At 65.9% G+C, this 17,734-nt stretch carries 18 protein-coding genes; 10 read left to right on the top strand and 8 right to left on the bottom strand.

Annotated elements, in window-relative coordinates; genetic code table 11:
- Window position 1 precedes the first annotated feature (1 nt).
- On the top strand, window positions 2-733 hold the full coding sequence (locus ACE103_RS15420; protein WP_375780111.1) for a precorrin-2 C(20)-methyltransferase: 732 nt from the start codon (window positions 2-4) through the stop codon (window positions 731-733).
- Window positions 730-1,464: a precorrin-3B C(17)-methyltransferase gene (cobJ, locus tag ACE103_RS15425; RefSeq protein WP_375780112.1), complete on the top strand. Its 735-nt coding sequence runs from the start codon at window positions 730-732 to the stop codon at window positions 1,462-1,464. Before ACE103_RS15420 ends, cobJ begins: the two co-directional genes overlap by 4 nt.
- Here the strand turns inward: cobJ and ACE103_RS15430 are convergent.
- On the bottom strand, window positions 1,440-2,189 hold the full coding sequence (locus tag ACE103_RS15430) for a cobalt-precorrin-6A reductase (protein ID WP_375780113.1): 750 nt from the start codon (window positions 2,187-2,189) through the stop codon (window positions 1,440-1,442). The genes cobJ and ACE103_RS15430 overlap by 25 nt on opposite strands.
- Between ACE103_RS15430 and cbiE the strand changes: the two genes are divergently transcribed.
- From cbiE to cobF, 6 genes are read left to right on the top strand one after another with little or no spacing between them, the layout of a single operon-like run.
- Window positions 2,188-3,369 (top strand): precorrin-6y C5,15-methyltransferase (decarboxylating) subunit CbiE, encoded by a 1,182-nt coding sequence (cbiE, locus tag ACE103_RS15435; RefSeq protein ID WP_375780114.1) that lies wholly within the window; start codon window positions 2,188-2,190, stop codon window positions 3,367-3,369. The genes ACE103_RS15430 and cbiE overlap by 2 nt on opposite strands.
- A complete protein-coding gene (locus ACE103_RS15440; RefSeq protein ID WP_223968597.1) occupies window positions 3,366-3,734 on the top strand; it encodes a cobalamin biosynthesis protein in 369 nt (122 codons plus the stop codon). Before cbiE ends, ACE103_RS15440 begins: the two co-directional genes overlap by 4 nt.
- Window positions 3,731-4,516 carry a precorrin-4 C(11)-methyltransferase gene (gene cobM / locus ACE103_RS15445; RefSeq protein WP_375780115.1) on the top strand — a complete coding sequence of 262 codons (786 nt, stop codon included), beginning with the start codon at window positions 3,731-3,733 and terminating at the stop codon, window positions 4,514-4,516. The genes ACE103_RS15440 and cobM overlap by 4 nt, the downstream gene beginning before the upstream one ends.
- Window positions 4,513-5,820, top strand: a complete 1,308-nt coding sequence (locus ACE103_RS15450) for a cobyrinate a,c-diamide synthase (protein WP_375780116.1) — start codon at window positions 4,513-4,515, stop codon at window positions 5,818-5,820. The genes cobM and ACE103_RS15450 overlap by 4 nt, the downstream gene beginning before the upstream one ends.
- Window positions 5,820-6,548, top strand: coding sequence for a uroporphyrinogen-III C-methyltransferase (gene cobA / locus ACE103_RS15455; RefSeq protein ID WP_375780117.1), 729 nt, complete (start codon window positions 5,820-5,822; stop codon window positions 6,546-6,548). Before ACE103_RS15450 ends, cobA begins: the two co-directional genes overlap by 1 nt.
- 7 nt (window positions 6,549-6,555) lie before the next feature.
- Window positions 6,556-7,305 carry a precorrin-6A synthase (deacetylating) gene (gene cobF / locus ACE103_RS15460; RefSeq protein WP_375780118.1) on the top strand — a complete coding sequence of 250 codons (750 nt, stop codon included), beginning with the start codon at window positions 6,556-6,558 and terminating at the stop codon, window positions 7,303-7,305.
- Window positions 7,306-7,341: 36 nt separating this feature from the next.
- On the opposite strand, the gene ACE103_RS15465 is transcribed toward cobF, so the two are convergent.
- The 3 genes from ACE103_RS15465 to ACE103_RS15475 form a co-directional block, all read right to left on the bottom strand.
- Entirely contained in the window at window positions 7,342-7,536 is a 195-nt protein-coding gene (locus tag ACE103_RS15465; RefSeq protein ID WP_223968606.1) for a hypothetical protein, read from the bottom strand.
- Between the two features lie 354 nt (window positions 7,537-7,890).
- Entirely contained in the window at window positions 7,891-8,397 is a 507-nt protein-coding gene (locus tag ACE103_RS15470) for a YkgB family protein (protein WP_375780119.1), read from the bottom strand.
- Between the two features lie 36 nt (window positions 8,398-8,433).
- Window positions 8,434-8,970 (bottom strand): carboxymuconolactone decarboxylase family protein, encoded by a 537-nt coding sequence (locus ACE103_RS15475; RefSeq protein WP_375780120.1) that lies wholly within the window; start codon window positions 8,968-8,970, stop codon window positions 8,434-8,436.
- A gap of 129 nt (window positions 8,971-9,099) precedes the next feature.
- Between ACE103_RS15475 and ACE103_RS15480 the strand changes: the two genes are divergently transcribed.
- The gene (locus ACE103_RS15480) at window positions 9,100-10,095 is read left to right on the top strand and encodes an AraC family transcriptional regulator (RefSeq protein WP_375780121.1); all 996 of its coding nucleotides are present in this window, start codon (window positions 9,100-9,102) and stop codon (window positions 10,093-10,095) included.
- A 54-nt stretch (window positions 10,096-10,149) separates the two neighbouring features.
- Here the strand turns inward: ACE103_RS15480 and ACE103_RS15485 are convergent, their stop codons facing one another.
- The 4 genes from ACE103_RS15485 to ACE103_RS15500 form a co-directional block, all read right to left on the bottom strand.
- The gene (locus ACE103_RS15485; RefSeq protein WP_342722870.1) at window positions 10,150-10,824 is read right to left on the bottom strand and encodes a peroxiredoxin-like family protein; all 675 of its coding nucleotides are present in this window, start codon (window positions 10,822-10,824) and stop codon (window positions 10,150-10,152) included.
- A gap of 165 nt (window positions 10,825-10,989) precedes the next feature.
- Window positions 10,990-11,868, bottom strand: a complete 879-nt coding sequence (locus tag ACE103_RS15490) for a LysR family transcriptional regulator (protein WP_375780122.1) — start codon at window positions 11,866-11,868, stop codon at window positions 10,990-10,992.
- Window positions 11,869-11,952: 84 nt separating this feature from the next.
- Complete coding sequence (locus ACE103_RS15495; RefSeq protein WP_375780123.1) at window positions 11,953-12,879, bottom strand: response regulator; 927 nt, start codon at window positions 12,877-12,879, stop codon at window positions 11,953-11,955.
- The gene (locus ACE103_RS15500) at window positions 12,869-16,237 is read right to left on the bottom strand and encodes an ATP-binding protein (protein ID WP_375780124.1); all 3,369 of its coding nucleotides are present in this window, start codon (window positions 16,235-16,237) and stop codon (window positions 12,869-12,871) included. The genes ACE103_RS15495 and ACE103_RS15500 overlap by 11 nt, the downstream gene beginning before the upstream one ends.
- A gap of 168 nt (window positions 16,238-16,405) precedes the next feature.
- Here ACE103_RS15500 and urtA point away from each other — a divergent pair, with 168 nt between their 5' ends.
- A complete protein-coding gene (gene urtA / locus ACE103_RS15505) occupies window positions 16,406-17,668 on the top strand; it encodes an urea ABC transporter substrate-binding protein (protein WP_375780125.1) in 1,263 nt (420 codons plus the stop codon).
- Window positions 17,669-17,734 lie beyond the last annotated feature (66 nt).

The following is a 17,734-nucleotide window of genomic DNA, read 5'->3' on the forward strand; positions in this document are numbered from 1 at the left end:
GATGGGACGCATCATTTGCTGCGGGCTCGGCCCAGGCGATCCGGACCTGATGAGCGTGCGCGCCGACCGCGTTGTGCGCGCCGCCAAGCACGTTGCCTATTTTCGCAAGAAGGGGCAACTGGGGCAGGCACGCCGCATCGTCGAAGGCATGCTCGCGGCCGGCGTCAGCGAGTATCCGATGGAATATCCGGTCACCACCGAGATCGCGTTCGACAATCCGGAGTATGCGCGGCTCCTTGCGGGCTTCTATGACGAATGGACCGAGCGCCTGGCGCGGCTTGCGCGCGCGGTCGACATCGTCGTGCTCTGCGAGGGCGATCCCTATTTCTATGGCTCGTTCATGCACCTGCATGCGCGCCTGCAAGGTCGTGTCGAGATCGAGGTGATTGCCGGCATTCCCGGCATGGTCGGTTGCTGGAATGCGGTCGGCCAGCCGATCGCGCTTGCCGACGATGTGACCACGGTTCTAATGGGCACGTTGCCGGAGGCTGAGCTCGAACAGCGGATGCGCAGCTCCGACGCGCTGGTCGTCATGAAGACCGGCCGCAACTTGACGAAGATCCGCCGCGCGCTCGCCTCCGCGGGCCGCCTCGACGATGCGTGGCTCGTCGAACGCGGTACCATGCCCGATCAGCGGGTCGCCCGGCTCGCCGACCTCGCTGAGGCGGACTGTCCGTATTTTGCGATCGTGCTGGTGCACGGGCAGGGGCGGCGCAGGGAGGCCGCGCAATGACCGGCACGTTGACCATCGCGGGACTGGGGCCGGGTGACGAGGCGCTGATCACGCCGGAGGTCTCCGCTGCACTCGCAATGGCGACCGACATCGTCGGCTATGCGCCCTATGTGACCCGCGTGCAGCCGCGCGACGGGCTCACGCTGTATCCCTCGGATAATCGCGTGGAGCTACATCGCGCCGCCGAGGCGCTGCGGCTGGCGTCCGAAGGCCACCACGTCGTCGTCGTGTCTTCAGGCGATCCCGGCGTGTTCGCGATGGCGTCTGCCGTGTTCGAGGCGCTCGACGAAGCGCCGCAATGGCACGACCTGCCGATCCGCGTTTTGCCCGGCGTGACCGCGATGCTGGCGGCAGCGGCGAGTGCCGGCGCGCCGCTCGGCCATGATTTTTGCGCGATCAACCTGTCCGACAATCTCAAGCCATGGCCGCTGATCGAGCAGCGTCTGCGGCTCGCGGCCGAAGCCGACTTCGCGATCGCGATGTACAATCCGCGCTCGGCGAGCCGCCCTCATGGCTTTGCGCGGACGCTCGAGATTTTGAAAGAGGCGGGCTGCGGCGAGCGCATCGTGATTTTCGCCCGCGCGGTCAGTACGCCCGAGCAGCGGATCGAGACCGTCGAACTGCGCGACGCCAAGCCCGAGATGGCCGATATGCGGACGCTTGTGATCGTCTGTAATTCGACGACGCGGCGGGTCGGCCGCTGGGTCTATGCGCCGAGGCAGGTCCGATGACCGAGCCATGTCATCACCTCGCGCACGCTTTCGACCCGCGGCCGCTCCGGCAGCGACGGCCGCGTGATCATGATGACGGGAAGGCCAAGCGTGCGGGCGGCATCGATCTTGGCGCGTGCGCCGGCCCCGCCAGAGTTGCGGGCGACGATCCATTCGATAGAGCGCGCACGCATCATCTTCAGCTCGTTGTCGAGCGTGAATGGTCCGCGCGAGACGATGACGTCGGCACCGGGCAATGGCAGCCTCTCGTCGGGCGGGTCGACGAAACGCAACGTGTAGGCATGCTGCGGCCCGGCGCCGAAGGGCGCGATGTGCTGGCGGCCGATCGCGAGGAACACGTTGGCGGGGCCGTCCGGCAACGCCGCGACCGCCGATACGACGTCCGGGACCTCGATCCAGCGATCGCCGGATGTTCTATTCCAGGGCGCGCGCTCAAGCGCGAGCAGCGGCGTTGCGGTTTGCGCGCAGGCGGCGATCGCGTTGCGGCTCATCTCGGCTGCGAAGGGATGCGTCGCGTCGATCACATGCGTGATGCCTTCGCGACGCAGATAGTCGGCAAGCCCGCTGACGCCGCCCAAGCCGCCGATCCGGGTCGGCAGCGGTTGTTCGGCAGGAGCTGTGGTGCGCCCGCCGTAGGAATAGACCGCGTCGATGCCCGCGCGCGCGATCGTCGCGGCAAGCGAATTGGCGTCGGCCGTTCCGCCCAGGATCAGGGCGCGCATCATGGGTAATCCCTGGTTGACCGTCATCGGTATCGGCGAAGATGGCCTTGCCGGCCTCTCCGACGCAAGCCGAAAGGCGCTTGGTGAAGCCGAAACGGTGTTCGGCGGTGAACGGCATCTGGCGTTGGCTGGGATCACCGGCCGCGGCCGCGTCTGGCCGGTGCCGTTCGATGCGGACATCGTGCTTGCATGCCGGGGGCGACCGACCGCGGTGCTCGCCTCTGGCGATCCGTTCTGGCATGGCGTCGGCGGCAGCCTTGTCGGGAAATTGCAGGCCGGCGAGTGGGTCGCGCATTCCGCGCCGTCGACATTCTCGCTGGCCGCCGCGCGTCTCGGCTGGCGTCTCGAGAATGTCGTCTGCCTCGGCCTTCATGCCGCACCGTTCGAACGGCTGCTGCCGCATCTGGTGCGCGATGCACGGATCATCTGCCTGGTGCGCGATGGCAGCGCGGCGTCCGATCTTGCGCAATGGCTCACCGAGCGCGGTTGGGGTTCGTCGGCGATGTGGACGCTTTCAGCGCTTGGCGGACCGCGTGAATCCATCACGCAGCATCGGGCCGACGGCTATGCCGGCGATTCCGGCGACAGTCTGGTCACCGTTGCGCTGCAGGCAGCGGGATCGCAGGGGATCGCGCGCAGTTCGGGACTTCCCGACGCACTCTTTGCGCATGACGGGCAACTGACCAAGCGGCCGGTCCGCGCGCTGGCGCTGTCGGCGCTTTCGCCGCGGCCTGGTGAGCGGCTGTGGGATATCGGCGCCGGCTCGGGCTCGATCTCGATCGAATGGGCGCTGTCCGGCGGGACGGCGATCACCGTCGAGGCCCGCGGCGAACGGGCCGCCAACATTCGCAGCAATGCGGCAAGCTTCGGCTTAACCCACCGGATCACCGTCATCGAAGGCGATGCGCCCGGCGTCCTGTCGAACCTCGAAGCGCCTGATGCCGTGTTCATCGGTGGCGGCCTCGATGCTGATATGTTCGATGCCGTCTGGTCGCGCATCGCGCCGGGAACGCGGCTGGTCGCCCACGCAGTGACCCTGGAAACCGAGGCGCTGCTGTCCGATCTGCATCAGCGCCACGGCGGCGAATTGATGCGAGTGGAGATCGCGCAGGCCGAGCCGTTGGGCCGCTATCGCTCCTGGAAGGCCGTGCGGCCGATCGTGCAATGGAGCGCGGTCCGATGAAGGTCGCGGGTCTGGGGTTCAGGAGCAATGCCAGTGTCGCGTCCTTGCGCGAAGCCCTCGATGCGGCCGGCGGGCCCAACGGCCTTGCGGCGGTTGCGACGGTGAGCGACAAGGCCGGTGCGGTGGCACTGAAGGCGCTGGCCCAGCAATTGGGATTGCCGATCCGGAGCATTCCCGCCGAAATGTTGGCTGAGATAGAAACCGTGACGCAATCCGAATTCGTCAAGGCCAGATTTCGGACGGGTTCGGTCGCCGAAGCTGCCGCGGTCGCGGCCGCCGGGCGCGGTGCGCGCCTGATTTCGGCGAGGGCCGTGTCGCAGGATCGGATGGCCACTGCGGCGATCGCGGAAGGAGACGGCGAATGACGGTGCATTTCATCGGCGCGGGGCCGGGTGCTGCCGACCTTCTGACCTTGCGCGGCCGCGATCTCATCGCCGCTTGCCCGGTCTGTCTCTACGCCGGATCGTTGGTCCCCGAGGGCGTGCTGGCGCATTGCCCGAAGGATGCGCGCATCGTCAACACGGCGCCGCTGTCGCTCGACGACATCGTCGCCGAGATCGCTGCGGCGCATGCCGAAGGCAAGGACGTCGCGCGGCTGCATTCGGGCGATCTCTCGATCTGGTCGGCGATGGGCGAGCAGCTGCGCCGGTTGCGCGCGTTGCAGATTCCCTATTCGGTCACGCCCGGCGTGCCGGCCTTCTCGGCGGCCGCGGCCGCACTGGAGGCCGAACTAACGCTGCCCGGTCTTGCGCAATCGGTGGTGCTGACGCGCACGCCGGGCAGGGCGAGCGCGATGCCTGACGGCGAGACGCTCGCAGCCTTTGCCGCGACCGGCGCGGTGCTGGCGATCCATCTGTCGATCCATCTGCTCGACAAGGTCGTCGCCGAGCTCACGCCGCACTATGGCGCGGATTGCCCGGTGGCGATCGTCTGGCGCGCGAGTTGGCCGGAGCAGCGCATCGTGCGCGCCACGCTCGCAACGCTTGATGCCGCGGTCGGCCCGGAGCTCGAACGCACGGCGCTTATCCTGGTCGGCAAGACGCTCGGCGCCGGCGAATTCGCCGAGAGCCGTCTCTATGCGGCCGACTACGACCGCCGCTACCGGCCGGTCGGCGCCGAGCCACGCTTTCCGGAACCATCGCAATGACCGCGGGGCTCGTGATCTCGGCGCCGGCATCGGGTGTCGGCAAGACGACGCTGACCCTGGCGCTGGCGCGCGCCTATCGCAATCGCGGGCTGAGCGTACAATGCCTCAAGAGCGGGCCGGATTATATCGATCCAGCCTTTCATGCGGTCGCGACGGGACGCGCATCCGTCAACATCGACAGCTGGGCGATGGCATCAGATGCGATCGCGCATCTGGCAGGCCGCGGCGCGGACGCCGATCTCGTGCTGGCCGAAGGCTCGATGGGATTGTTCGACGGGGTCGCGACGCGCGGCGTCTCGGGTACCGGCGCCACCGCCGATATTGCCGAGATGATGGGATGGCCGGTGCTGCTGGTGATCGATCCCTCCGGCCAAGCACAGACAGCGGCGGCGGTTGCGGCGGGATTGCGTGATTTTCGCGCCGGCGTCCCGCTCGCGGGTGTCGTTCTCAACCGTGTCGCCAGTGCGCGGCACGAAGCGCTGGTGCGCAGTGCCATGGCGGGTGCGGGCATTCCGGTGCTGGGTGCGCTTCCCCGCCACGCCGAGATCGCGTTGCCGAAGCGGCATCTCGGCCTGGTGCAGGCCGAAGAGCAGGTTCAGATCGACGGTCTGATCGACGAGGCTGCACGCTTCGTCGTCGAGCATGTCGATCTCGACGCCGTGTTGCAATCGGCGCGCGCCTGGTCGCCGCAATCGACCGCGCAGGGCCTCAAGATCACGCCGCCGGGCCAGCGGATCGCGCTCGCGCGCGACGCCGCATTCTCCTTCGTCTACCCGCACATGCTGGAGGCCTGGCGCGCGGCCGGCGCCGAGATCGTGACGTTCTCGCCGCTCGCCGACGAAGGCCCCGATGCGGACGCCGATGTGTGCTGGCTGCCCGGTGGTTACCCTGAGCTGCATGCCGGCCGGCTTGCTTCCAACACGCGGTTTCTTGGGCAATTGCGCGCTTTCGCGGAGACGAGGCCGGTGCACGGCGAGTGCGGGGGCTACATGGTGTTGGGTTCGGCGTTGACCGACGCCGAAGGTGTGCGCTACCCGATGGCGGGCTTGCTCGGCCTCGAGACCAGCTATGCCAAGCGCCGCATGCACCTCGGCTACCGGCTCGCCGAGCTTGCCGCGGCGATGCCCGGGCACGGTCCAGGCTCTCGTCTGCGCGGTCACGAATTTCACTATTCGACGATCATCGCGCAGCCGGACACGCCGCTCGCGGTGGTGCGCGATGCGACCGGCGCGATCGTGGCCGAAACCGGATCGCGGCGCGGTCACGCCACGGGTACATTCTTCCATCTGATTGCGGAGGATTGATGAGCGGATTCGTTTCCTTCGTCTCGGCAGGCCCCGGCGATCCCGAGCTCCTGACCATGAAGGGAGCGGCGCGGCTGCGCGAGGCCGATGTGGTTCTCTATGATGACCTTGCCTCGGGCGCGATCCTTGATCTCGCGCGCTCCGGCGCCAATCTCGTCGCAGTCGGCAAGCGCGCCGGCCGTCTCTCGGCGAAGCAGCATCATGTCAGCCGGCTGCTGGTCGACTACGCGGCGGCCGGCGTGCGCGTGGTGCGGCTGAAATCCGGTGACGCCGGCATTTTTGGACGGCTCGAGGAGGAGATCGAGGCGTTGCGCGCGGCCGGCATCGGCTACGAGATCATTCCCGGCGTGACCTCGGCCTCGGTTGCCGCGGCGCAAGCCGGCATTCCGTTGACCCGACGGCTGACTTCGCGCCGGGTCCAGTTCGTGACCGGCGCCGATGTCACCGGCGAGTTGCCCGCGGACCTGAATTGGGCGGCGCTGGCCGATCCAGAAGCGACCACCGTCGTCTATATGGGCCGGCGCACGTTTCCGCCCTTGGCCGCGAAACTGATCGCGCATGGCCTCGCACCCGAGACGCCTGCGCTGCTCGCGGAGTCGCTCGGCCACGCCGACGAGCGGCTGGTCCGCACCACGATTGCAGAGCTCGCCGAACGGCTCACGCATGCGGGCGCTGCCACGGCGGCTGCCGTCATTCTGTTCGGTGCACTGGCACCGGAACAAGGTTGATGCGGCCATGTTGACGCTGTCCCTGATCGGTATCGGTTGTGGCGATCCGCAGCAGCTCACGCTTGCTGCGATCGCCGCGATCAATGCCGCCGATCTGGTCCTGATCCCACGCAAGGGGACCGCGAAGTCAGACCTCGCCGACTTGCGCCGAACGATCTGCGCAGAGGCGTTGAACAACGATCGCACGCGCATTGCCGAGTTCGACCTGCCGGTGCGCGACGCCGGTGAGGCGGACTATCGCAAGGGCGTCGACGATTGGCACGATGCGATCGCCGCAACCTGGTCACAGGAAATCGCGCGCCATCTCGGCGGCGAGGGTCGCGTCGCCCTGCTGATCTGGGGCGATCCCTCGCTCTACGATTCGAGCCTGCGGATCGCGCAACGGCTCGATCCGCCGCCGTCGATCGAGGTGATCCCGGGCATCACGTCGATCCAGGCGCTGTGCGCGGCGCATGCGCTGCCACTCAACGAGATCGGCGAGCCGTTCCTGGTCACGACCGGCCGGCGGCTCCGCGAGGCCGGCTGGCCGCCCGGCGTCGACACAATCGTCGTGATGCTCGACGGCGGCGCGGCATTCCAGACGCTGGATCCGGAGGGCTTGAAGATCTGGTGGGGCGCCTATCTCGGTATGCCCGATCAGATCCTCATGGCGGGTGAATTGGCCGAGGTGGGCCCTCGCATCGTTGCCATGCGCCGTGATGCGCGTGAGCGGCACGGCTGGATCATGGACAGTTATGTCCTCAAGCGGCGATCGTGATCGAGGGATTGCGTCGGCAGTCGACGCAGCGGGGGGCTATCCGGTCTTCAATCCGCGAATTGAGGGTTGGATCGTCAGGCGGTAGGCCACGAGCTTGTCACCATCGAACTGCTCGAGGGTTGTCTCGCAGACCGGGCAGCGATACTCGCCCTTGCTTCCCGATCCGGATGACAGCTCAAGGCGCCGGAATCCAGCCCCGCAGCGCGGACACGTGACGTCGTCCTTCTTCATCAACCCACCCCAGAACAACACCGGCGGTATTTTGTAACCTAGACCGCACGGCAGAACTATGGTCATGGCCGGGAGAGCGACCGATCATTCCTGCATGGCAATGCCGACGCGATCCAGATTGAACATACCGCACCGCCAACCCGATCCCGCACAGGAACGGACCGGCAACTGCAACGCATTCCGCAAACTCGGCAACAGCTTATGGCGTAACGTCGACGCACGATCTGACCTTGCCTGCACCGCAACAATGGCTGCGATGTCGCGACATCAGCGGTTTCCCCGATCCCCGATCAGCGTGCGATCGCCGGCGAACGCAGGGTTCGCCGGCGATCCATCGCCATCAGCGGATGCCACCTATTGCCTGATAAGGCGAACCAGGTCCTGCCTCAGCAGGTAGAGCGAGACGGCGAGCAGAACGACGTCTTTCATCAGGAAGGGCAAGTTGCCGGTCATTGCAGGGAAGCCTCCCGCGGCAACGTCCCAACCATCCGGCATGAACGGGATGATGGTGACGGTCGCGATGAAGGTGCCGGTCGAGCCGAGGGCGCCGAGCACGCCGAGGCGCTTGTCCCAGAAACCCGCCAGCAGCAGCGAGCCGAACGTCCACTCCGAGGCGCCGAGGAAGTAGCTGGCGCCGGCATGGCCGAAGGCTGGATACAGCCACCAGATCAGCGGCCCGTTGCTGATGAACGGGACCAGCCGTTCGAATTCGTACGGAAACCATTTCTGGTAACCGAAGAACAGGAACATGATCACCATCGCGGCGCGGACGACGTGGTAGTCGAGGTCATCCGCGAGCAGGCCTGATCTGTCGAGCGCGCGGACAAGTGGATTCTGTGTGGCGTTGGTAAGCGTGGTCATGGTCGTGATCCCTTCGTGCGACATCGTTCGGTCGCTCTAGGCGACCGCGGGGAAGTCGATGTCGGTGTCGTTGATGCGGTTGAAGACGTTGGTGAAGACGATGGTCGCAAACGCCAGGCTGATCTCGACCAGTTGCGCGTCGCTGTAGCCGGCGGCCTTGATCGCGGTGAAATCGTCGGCGCTGATGGTGCCGCTCGACTGTGCGAGCTTGCGGACAAAGCCGATCAGCACGTCGGACTTGGCATCACCGCTCGGCGCGCCGTCGCGGATCTGCTTCAGTGCGTCTGCCTTCACACCGGCGAGCTTGGCGAGATGAGAATGCGCGGCGACACAATAGTCGCAGCCGCCGGCGGCGCTGACTACGAGCTTGATGATCTCCCGATCGCGCTTGGAAAGGCTGCCGCTGGCGAGCACCGCATCGGCGGCGAGCATCGACTTGAGCGCGGCCGGACCGTGGGCGGCGATTGCCGCGTAGGCGTTCGGGACGCTGCCGGCCGCCTTCTTGATCTGGGCGTAGATCTGGCCCGACGGGCCGGTATCGGTTTCGAGATTGGAAACTGAGAGACGGGACATGGTGGCACTCCTTGTTTGGGGTGGTGAACGATTGCGGAGTGACAATAGGAACGAGACGTGAGACACTGAATGTTCATATTGCTCAATTATATGCTCAATCGTCTCATGCTCTGCTTCGGGGGATTGGCCATGGATTGGCTCAGCCGGCTATTCGAGATGATGCCGGTGCGCGGGCGGCTCGACCTTCGTTGCAGCTACAGCGTGCCCTGGCGCATCGACCAGGGGCCGGGCGCGACCAACGAGATCCCCTATCATGCGGTGCTTGCCGGATCGGCGATCCTGGACGATCCCGCAGGCGGCCGGCCGTTGCTGCTGAAGACCGGCGACATTCTTCTGCTGCCCGGCAACCCGCGACACGTGATGCACGACGGCAGCGGCGCGACAGCGCTGCCGGCGCGCAACCGGGCGGCACAGAATTTCACGATCAGCGAAAACCTGGGTTCGGACGAGCGGCTTGACCTGCTGTGCGGACACTTTGCGATTGCACCTCCGCACGACCGTCTGTTGCGCACCTACCTTCCGCCGCGTCTTGTCGTGCATGCCGGCCCACGGATGGGAAAGGGCACGGCCGCACGGCTCGCTGGCCTCGTGTCCCTGATGCGCAGCGAAACGGCCGACGATCATCTGGGCGGCCGCGCCATGCTGGACGCGCTGTCCACGGCGATGTTTGCGCTTGTGCTGCGGCTTGCGAGCGAGACCGATGACAGGTCAAGCGGCCTGCTCGCACTGGTCGGCGATCCCCGACTTGCGCCGGCGGTGGCGGCCATGTTCAACCAGCCCGCGCGCGCATGGTCGCTGCCGGAGCTTGCGCGTCTCTGCAACATGTCGCGCGCCACGCTGGCACGGCAGTTCCAGGAGAAGCTCGGGCGATCGCCCAGCGATCTGCTCACCGATATCAGGATGACGCTTGCGGCGAACGAGTTGAAGAGATCATCGCTTTCGACCGGCGCTGTTGCGGAGATGGTCGGCTACCAGTCCGAGGCCGCGTTTCAGCGCGCCTTCAAGAGCCACATCGGCGTGACGCCGGCGCAGTGGCGAAAGGGGCAGCACGCTGGCGAGGATGTATTGGTCGGACCTGGCGCAGCGGCCGATCCGCAAGGGATTTCGGCGGCTGCGCATGAATAACCTGCAAGAGGAAAGCGGCCGATGGGCGATCGCCGCCGGCCGCTCTGCGCGCTGTCATGCCTTCACGGCAGCGGCCTGCTGGAGAACTGCAATCATGTCCTCAGGTTCCGGGCGGCGGGTATAGTCGGGGTTCACCTCCGAGTAGAGGATCACGCCGTCCTGTCCGATGACGTAGCGGGCCGGCATCGGCAACGTCCAGCTCGGATCGTCGTTGAAGGTCGGCAGATCGTTCTTCAACTGCTTGTAGAGCTCGACCAGATAGTCGGGCAGATGGAAGCGCAGTCCGAAAGCGTCGCCGATCTGGCCCTTCGCGTCGGACAGGATCGGGAACGAGAGCTTGTTCTGGCGCACGGATTTGCGGCTGTTCGGCGCGGTCTGCGGCGAGATCGCGACCAGCGACGCGCCATATTTGTCGAATTCCGGCTTGGCGGCTTCCAGCGCCTGCAGCTCCATGTTGCAATACGGGCACCAGACGCCGCGGTAGAAGCTGAGCACCAGCGGGCCGCGCTTCAACAGGTCGGCCGAGTTGACGATGTTGCCGTCGGGATCCCGGAGCGAGAAGGCGGGGGCGACATCGCCCGCCTTTTTGGCGCGCTGGGCGGCACCGGATGCGATCAGCTCCGCGGTGGCGCGGTGCATGATCTCGATGACGGCCGGCGGAACGTTGTAGGGCGGCTTTCCGGCTTCGAAATCGGCCTTGAAAGCGTCGAGCTTGGCTTGCAGCGACATGGCGGTTCTCCTTGGCTTCTGCGTGGTGGACGGCAGCGCCGTCCGTTTGTTGAAATCACACACAGGAAGCTAAAGGAGATGGCCGCGCAGGGTAGCGCTGCCGCTGGACTAGCGTTTATTCCTAGCTGGAATAGGGGCGAACCGCTTCAACCGGCGGATCACGCGTCATGCATTGAAGCTGCGCTCGAAGAAGTTCACGAATGCGCGGGCCTTGGCGGTCGCGGCGCGCCCGGTCGGAAGCACGGCCCAGAGATCGAGCGCGGGGAGGCTCCATTCCGGCAGGACCGCACGCACGGCGCCCGCTTTCAGTTCGGGGGTGAACATCCACTCCGAGGCGATCGCGAGCCCGGCATCGGCGAGCACCGCAGCCCGGACGCCTTCGGCCGCGGTGACCCGCAACCGGCTCCGCACCGTGACGGCGAGTTCCGTGCTCTCGCGCTGAAACGACCACACGCTGCCCTCGCGGAGATAAACGACGGCCTGGTGCCGGCTCAGTTCGCTCGGCGTGGCCGGCGTGCCGACGCGGTCGAAATAGGCCGGCGTACCCAGCACGAGGCGCTTGCATCGCGCGACGCGGCGCGCGGTCAGCGTCGAATCCGGCATCTTGCCCATCCGGAGCGCGACGTCGATACCTTCCTGCACGAAATCGATCTGGCGGTCGTCGAGCACGACTTCGAGCTCCAGCTCCGGGTGCTGTGCGAGAAACTTCGGCAGCATCGGAATCAGATGGATGCGGGCGAAGGTGACGGCGGCGCAGACCCGCAATCGTCCCTTGAGGCCAGCTCCGGCGCCGCGTGCCGCGATCTCGGCCTCGGCCGCCTCTTCAAGCGCGCGCCTGGCGCGCTCGAGATAGCCGAGCCCTGCTTCGGTCGGGGTGAGGCCATGGGTCGACCGCGTGAGCAGCTTGACCCCGAGAAATTCCTCGAGCTGCGCGACTGATTTCGAAACCGCCGGCTGGCCGACCCGGAGCTGTCGCGCCGCCCCGGAGAACGAGCCGGTCTCGACCACCCGCACGAATGTCTCCATCGCCGCCAGACGATCCATGGCTATTCTCCACAGGAATGAGCGATCATGCCCATCCTGTCACGGTCCGAGCCGATTGGCCATTTGCGGACGCGGACCGGCAGGCTACGACTTGCGATGCCTGGCGTTGACCGCGATCGCGGCCGCGGCGGTGCGGTTCTCGACGCCGAGTTTGGCGTAGATCTGCTCGAGGTGCTTGTCGACGGTGCGCGGGCTCAAGCCCAGGATCTGCGCGATGTCGCGGTTAGTCTTGCCCTTGGAGAGCCAGGACAGCACCTCGCCCTCGCGCGTGGTCAGGCCGAGCTCGCTGGAGAACTCGGCCGGCATGTCGCCGCTGGTGTCCTTGGCCAGCCGCAGCAGGAATTCGTTGGGCCCGAGCTTGCCCATGAATTGCAGCCGAAGCTGCTCGCTGCCGGGGAATGACGCCACGGCCGCGGTCTTCGCTCCGGCTTTGCCTTTCTGCGCCTGGTCTAGCCATTGCGGCATCGGCTCCGGCAGCACGAAATTGTCGGCGGCGTCGGCCAGCGTATCCGACAGCAGTCGCTGTGCCTGCGGCGTCGCCCATAGCAGCGCGCCCGCGCTGTTGACTGCGAGCAGATAGCGGCCGGAGACGTCGAGCGCGGCGCGGGCGCTCTGGGTCATCCGCGCATTGGCGAGATGCACCCGGATGCGCGCGAGCATCTCCTCGACCACGATCGGCTTGGTGACATAGTCGACGCCGCCGGCCTCCAGCCCGCGCACGATGTGCTCGGTTTCGGCCAGCCCCGTCATGAAGATGATCGGCACGCCGTCGAGCCCGGCGTCGCGCTTCAGCCGCTTGCAGGTCTCGAACCCGTCCATGCCGGGCATCACGGCATCGAGCAGCACGATATCGGGGGTGATCTGGTCGACGATGCGCATCGCGGAGGCGCCGTCGAGCGCGACCATCACGGTCATGCCGGCGCCGTCGAGCGCGTCGGTCAGCAGGCGCAACGTCTCGGGCGAGTCGTCGACGACGAGCGCGACGTCGCGCTTTCGCTGTTCAATGGTCATAGCTGTGCAATGTTTTCAACGTCGCCATATATTGATCAAGATCGAACCGGTCGATCAGCGTGCGCATCTGGCCGACGAAATCGGCATGTTCGGGACATTCGTTGCCGATCTCGTCGAGCTTGAGCTGGATCGCCCTGATATAGCCGAGCTGGCCGAGGCTGATCAGCTCTTCGACATATTTAACCGGCGGGCGCGAGCCCGTGTCGGGCTTCCATTGCGGAGGAGGAACCTGCTCGGCCTCATACTGCCACTCGATCTTGAGCAGCTGGCGGATGCTCTCGAGCAGCCGCGGGATGTCGATCGGCTTCATCAAGTAGCCGTCGTGGAACGGCTGCGCCAGCGGCGCGCCATGGGCTTCCAGCGCGCTGGCCGAGATCATCAGGATTCGAGCCTGGTGGTGGCCTTCGGAGCGCAAGGTTTCAGCGACCGTCCAGCCGTCCATGCCCGCCATCGAGATATCGAGCAGGAACATGTCCGGCCGGCAATGCTGCGCCAGCGCAAGGCAGCCGGGTCCGTCCGGTGCGCTGAGCAGGATGAAGCCGAGCGGCGCCAGGATCTCGCGCAGGAGGTCGCGGTGGGTCGGATCATCGTCGGTGATCAGGATCGTCTTGCGCGGGCCGTGATAGCCGTACACGGGAGCGTCGACCGGCGCGTCGCGGCGTGGATTGGTGACCTCGGAGAGCAGCAGCTTGACGCGGAACGTGCTGCCGGTGCCGACCGTGCTCAAGACCTTGATGTCGCCGCCCATCACACCCGCGAGCAGGCGGCTGATGGTGAGGCCGAGCCCGGTGCCGGTCTGCGGCTGGCTGACGCCGAGTGTGCCGCGCTCGAACGGGGCGAAGATTCGTTCGAGATCGTCGGGCTGGATGCCCGGCCCGGTATCGATCACCTCGAACTCGGCGACCGGGCTGCGATAATGCACCACGAACTGCACCTTGCCGGTCTGCGTGAACTTGATCGCATTCGAGAGCAGGTTGATCAGGATCTGGCGCAGCCGCTTCTCGTCGGCATAGACCACGACGGGCAGCACGGCCGGCCGCCTGAACACGAAGTCGATGCCTTTTGCAGCAGCTTGCAGGCGGAACATGCCGACCAGCTGCTCGAGGAAATCGTTCAGCCGCACCTCGTCGCGCGAAAGATAGAGGCGGCCGGCCTCGATCTTGGAGATATCGAGAATGCCGTCGATCAGACCCGACAGATGATCGGCGCTGCGGCGGACCACGCGCACTTGCCCACGTGGCCGCACCGGGAGGCTGTCGTCCTGCTCCAGCAGCTGCGCGTAGCCGGAGATCGCGTTCAGCGGCGAGCGGAGCTCGTGGCTGAGGCCGACGACGTATCGGCTCTTGGCGAGATTGGCGGCTTCGGCCACTTCCTTGGCGCGCTGCAGCTCGGCATCGGTGCGCTTGTGGGCGTCGATCTCCTGGATCAGCAGCGTGGTCTGCCGGCGTGTTTCGTCTTCGGCGGCGCGCCGGCTCTGTTGCGCCAGCACGAACAGCCAGGCGACGACGCCGATGATCAGGGTCAGCGCAAAGAACACCTTCCACAGCACGTCGGCCAATAGTTCGTTGGCATGCACGGCCGCCGTGGTCTGCAGGTAGATCAGGCCAAGCACCAGCGCGACGAGACCGGCCGAGACCGCGAATACGCCGAGGTAATGGCCGAGCTGCGAGTTGATGCGGGCGTAGATCGGCTGCGGCATCACCTTGCCCAGCGCGTCCGAGACTTGCGCGCCGATCCGCCCATGCGGCTTGCAGAGGTCGTGGCAGCGGGCGTCGAGCGAGCAGCACAATGAGCAGATCGGGCCGGCATAGGCCGGACAGGAGGCCATGTCCTCGGGCTCGAACGCATGCTCGCAGATACAGCACTGGATCGATTCAAGGTTCTGCCAGCTCCGCTTCGGCTTGCGGGCGATGTAATACTTTCCGTCGGTCGCCCACGCAATCAGCGGAGCAGTGATGAAGGCCATCGCGAGCGCGACGAAGGCGGACAGCGCTTTCGCGGTCGGGCCGAACAGGCCGTAGAATGCGCTGATCGAGACCACGGTCGCGATCGTCATCGCGCCGACGCCGACCGGATTGATGTCGCAGAGATGGGCGCGCTTGAACTCGATGTGCTGCGGCCGCAGGCCGAGCGGCTTGTTGATGACGAGATCGGCGACCAGCGCGCCGACCCAGGCGATCGCGACGTTTGAATACAGCGCCAGCGTCTGCTCCAGCGCCTTGTAGACGCCGATTTCCATCAACAGCAACGCGACGACGACGTTGAACACCAGCCACACCACGCGGCCGGGATGCGAGTGGGTGAGGCGGGAGAAGAAGTTCGACCAGGCGATCGAGCCGGCATAGGCGTTGGTGACGTTGATCTTGACCTGCGACAGGATCACGAACGTCCCGGTCAGCGCCATTGCGAGATCCGGCTGCGACAGCACGTAGCGGAAGGCTTCCAGATACATGTTCGCGGGCTCGGCCGCGTGCTCGGCCGACACGCCGTGGCTGAGTGCGAAGAAGGCCAAGAACGAGCCGGCGAGCAGCTTGAGCGCGCCGAGCACGATCCAGCCCGGTCCGGCGCTCAGCAACGCGATCCACCAGGCCTTGCGCGAGGTGCGGCGGTCGCGCGGCAGGAAGCGCAGGAAGTCGACCTGCTCGCCGATCTGCGCCACCAGCGCGAACACGACGGAGGCGGCCGTGCCGAACAGCAGGAGATCGAGGTTGCCGGCGGGGTCGCCGTGCTCGCCGGCGAACTTGCGCCACTCGGTGAAGGAATGCGGATTGGCCCAGGCGATCGCCGCGAACGGCATGATGTGGAGGATCACCCACAGCGGCTGGGTCCAGAGCTGAAAGCGGCTGATCAGCGTGATGCCGTAGACGACCAGCGGAATGATCACGACCGCGCTGATCAGGTAACCGATCGGCCGCGGGATGCCGAAGCACATGTCGAGCGCGCTGGCCAGGATTACGGCCTCGATCGCGAAGAAGATGAAGGTGAAGGAGGCGTAGATCAGCGATGTGATGGTCGAGCCGATATAGCCGAAGCCGGCGCCGCGGGTCAGCAGGTCGATGTCGATGCCGCTTTTCGCGGCATGGTAGGCGATCGGCAGTCCGCAGAGGAAGATGATGACGCTGACGACCAGGATCGCTGCGGAGGCGTTGATCGCGCCATAGTTCAGCGTGATGGTGCCGCCGATCGCCTCCAGCGCAAGGAAGGAGATCGCGCCGAGCGCGGTGTTGGCGACACGGGCGGCGGACCAGCGCCGCGCGCTCTTGGCGGTGAAGCGCAGCGCGTAGTCTTCCAGCGTCTGGTTGGCGACCCATTGATTGTATTGGCGCCTGACGCGGTCTATCCGCTGCCGCCCTGCCACTCGCTCTAACTCCTGGTCCACGATGCTCTGATCGCGGGCAAATCCCGTACCAAAAACCTACGTCGCTATTTTGCGGTGCAGTATACGCGATCTCACGTATCTGTGCGCTGCACAAAAGTGAGCAATCCTCGCCTGATCAATAAGCGTTCTCGAACCAATGGGGTGCTCATGTCAGACGAAACCAAACCAGGCCTGAAGTCTCCGCTCCGGCGCAAGCTCTTGATGGGAATGGCGGCTTTGCCGGCCGCTTCGATGCTGGGCCGCCCCGCATTCGCCGACGTTCCTGCAACCTCCGCGGTCAACACCACGGGTCTTGCAGTCACCGATAGCGAAGTCACGGTCGGCATCCTGCACTCCGTGACCGGCACCATGGCGATTTCCGAGACCGGATCGGTCGAGGCCGAGAAGCTCGCAATCGAGCAGATCAACGCCGCCGGCGGCGTGCTCGGCCGCAAGATCAAGTTCATCCAGGAGGATGGCGCGAGCGACTGGCCGACCTTCGCGGAAAAGGCCAAGAAGCTCCTGGTCAACGACAAATGCGCGGCCGTGATGGGCTGCTGGACCTCGGCCTCGCGCAAGGCGGTGCTGCCGGTATTCGAGCAGTACAACGGCATGCTGTACTACCCGACCTTCTATGAAGGCCTCGAGCAATCGAAGAACGTCATCTACACCGGCCAGGAGGCGACGCAGCAGATCATCGCGGGCCTCGACTGGGTCAACAAGACCAAGGGCGCCAAGAGCTTCTATCTGCTTGGCTCGGACTACATCTGGCCGCGCACCTCGAACAAGATCGCGCGCAAGCACATCGAGAATCATCTGCAGGGCTGCAAGGTGGTCGGCGAGGAGTACTTCCCGCTCGGCTCGACCCAGTTCAACTCGGTGATCAACAAGATCAAGCTGACCAAGCCGGACGTGATCTACGCGATCATCGTCGGCGGCTCCAACGTCGCGTTCTACAAGCAGCTCAAGGCGGCCGGCATCGACCTGTCGAAGCAGACGCTGCTCACCATCTCGGTCACCGAGGACGAGATCGACGGCATCGGCGGCGAGAACATCGCCGGCGCCTATGCCTGCATGAAATACTTCCAGTCGCTCGACAATCCGAACAACAAGGCATTCGTGCCCGCCTTCAAGAAGATGTGGGGCGAGAAGACCGTGATCGGCGACGTCACGCAGGCTGCGTACCTCGGCCCGTGGCTGTGGAAGTTGACGGTGGAGAAGGCGGGCTCCTTCGACATCGACAAGATCGCGGCGGCGTCCCCCGGCGTCGAGTTCAAGGGCGCGCCGGAAGGCTACGTCCGGATCCACGAGAACCATCATCTGTGGTCGAAGACCCGCGTCGGGCGCGCCAAGGCCGACGGCCAGTATGAACTGATCTACGAGACCGCCGATCTCGTCGAGCCAGATCCGTTCCCCAAGGGCTACCAGTGAGTTCTGGCGCTTAAAACGCAACCTCACTTCAACGCGTCGCGGCGTGGACGTCATCGTCCACGCCAC

The organism is Bradyrhizobium sp. ma5, assembly GCF_042258955.1.
GTDB lineage: Bacteria > Pseudomonadota > Alphaproteobacteria > Rhizobiales > Xanthobacteraceae > Bradyrhizobium.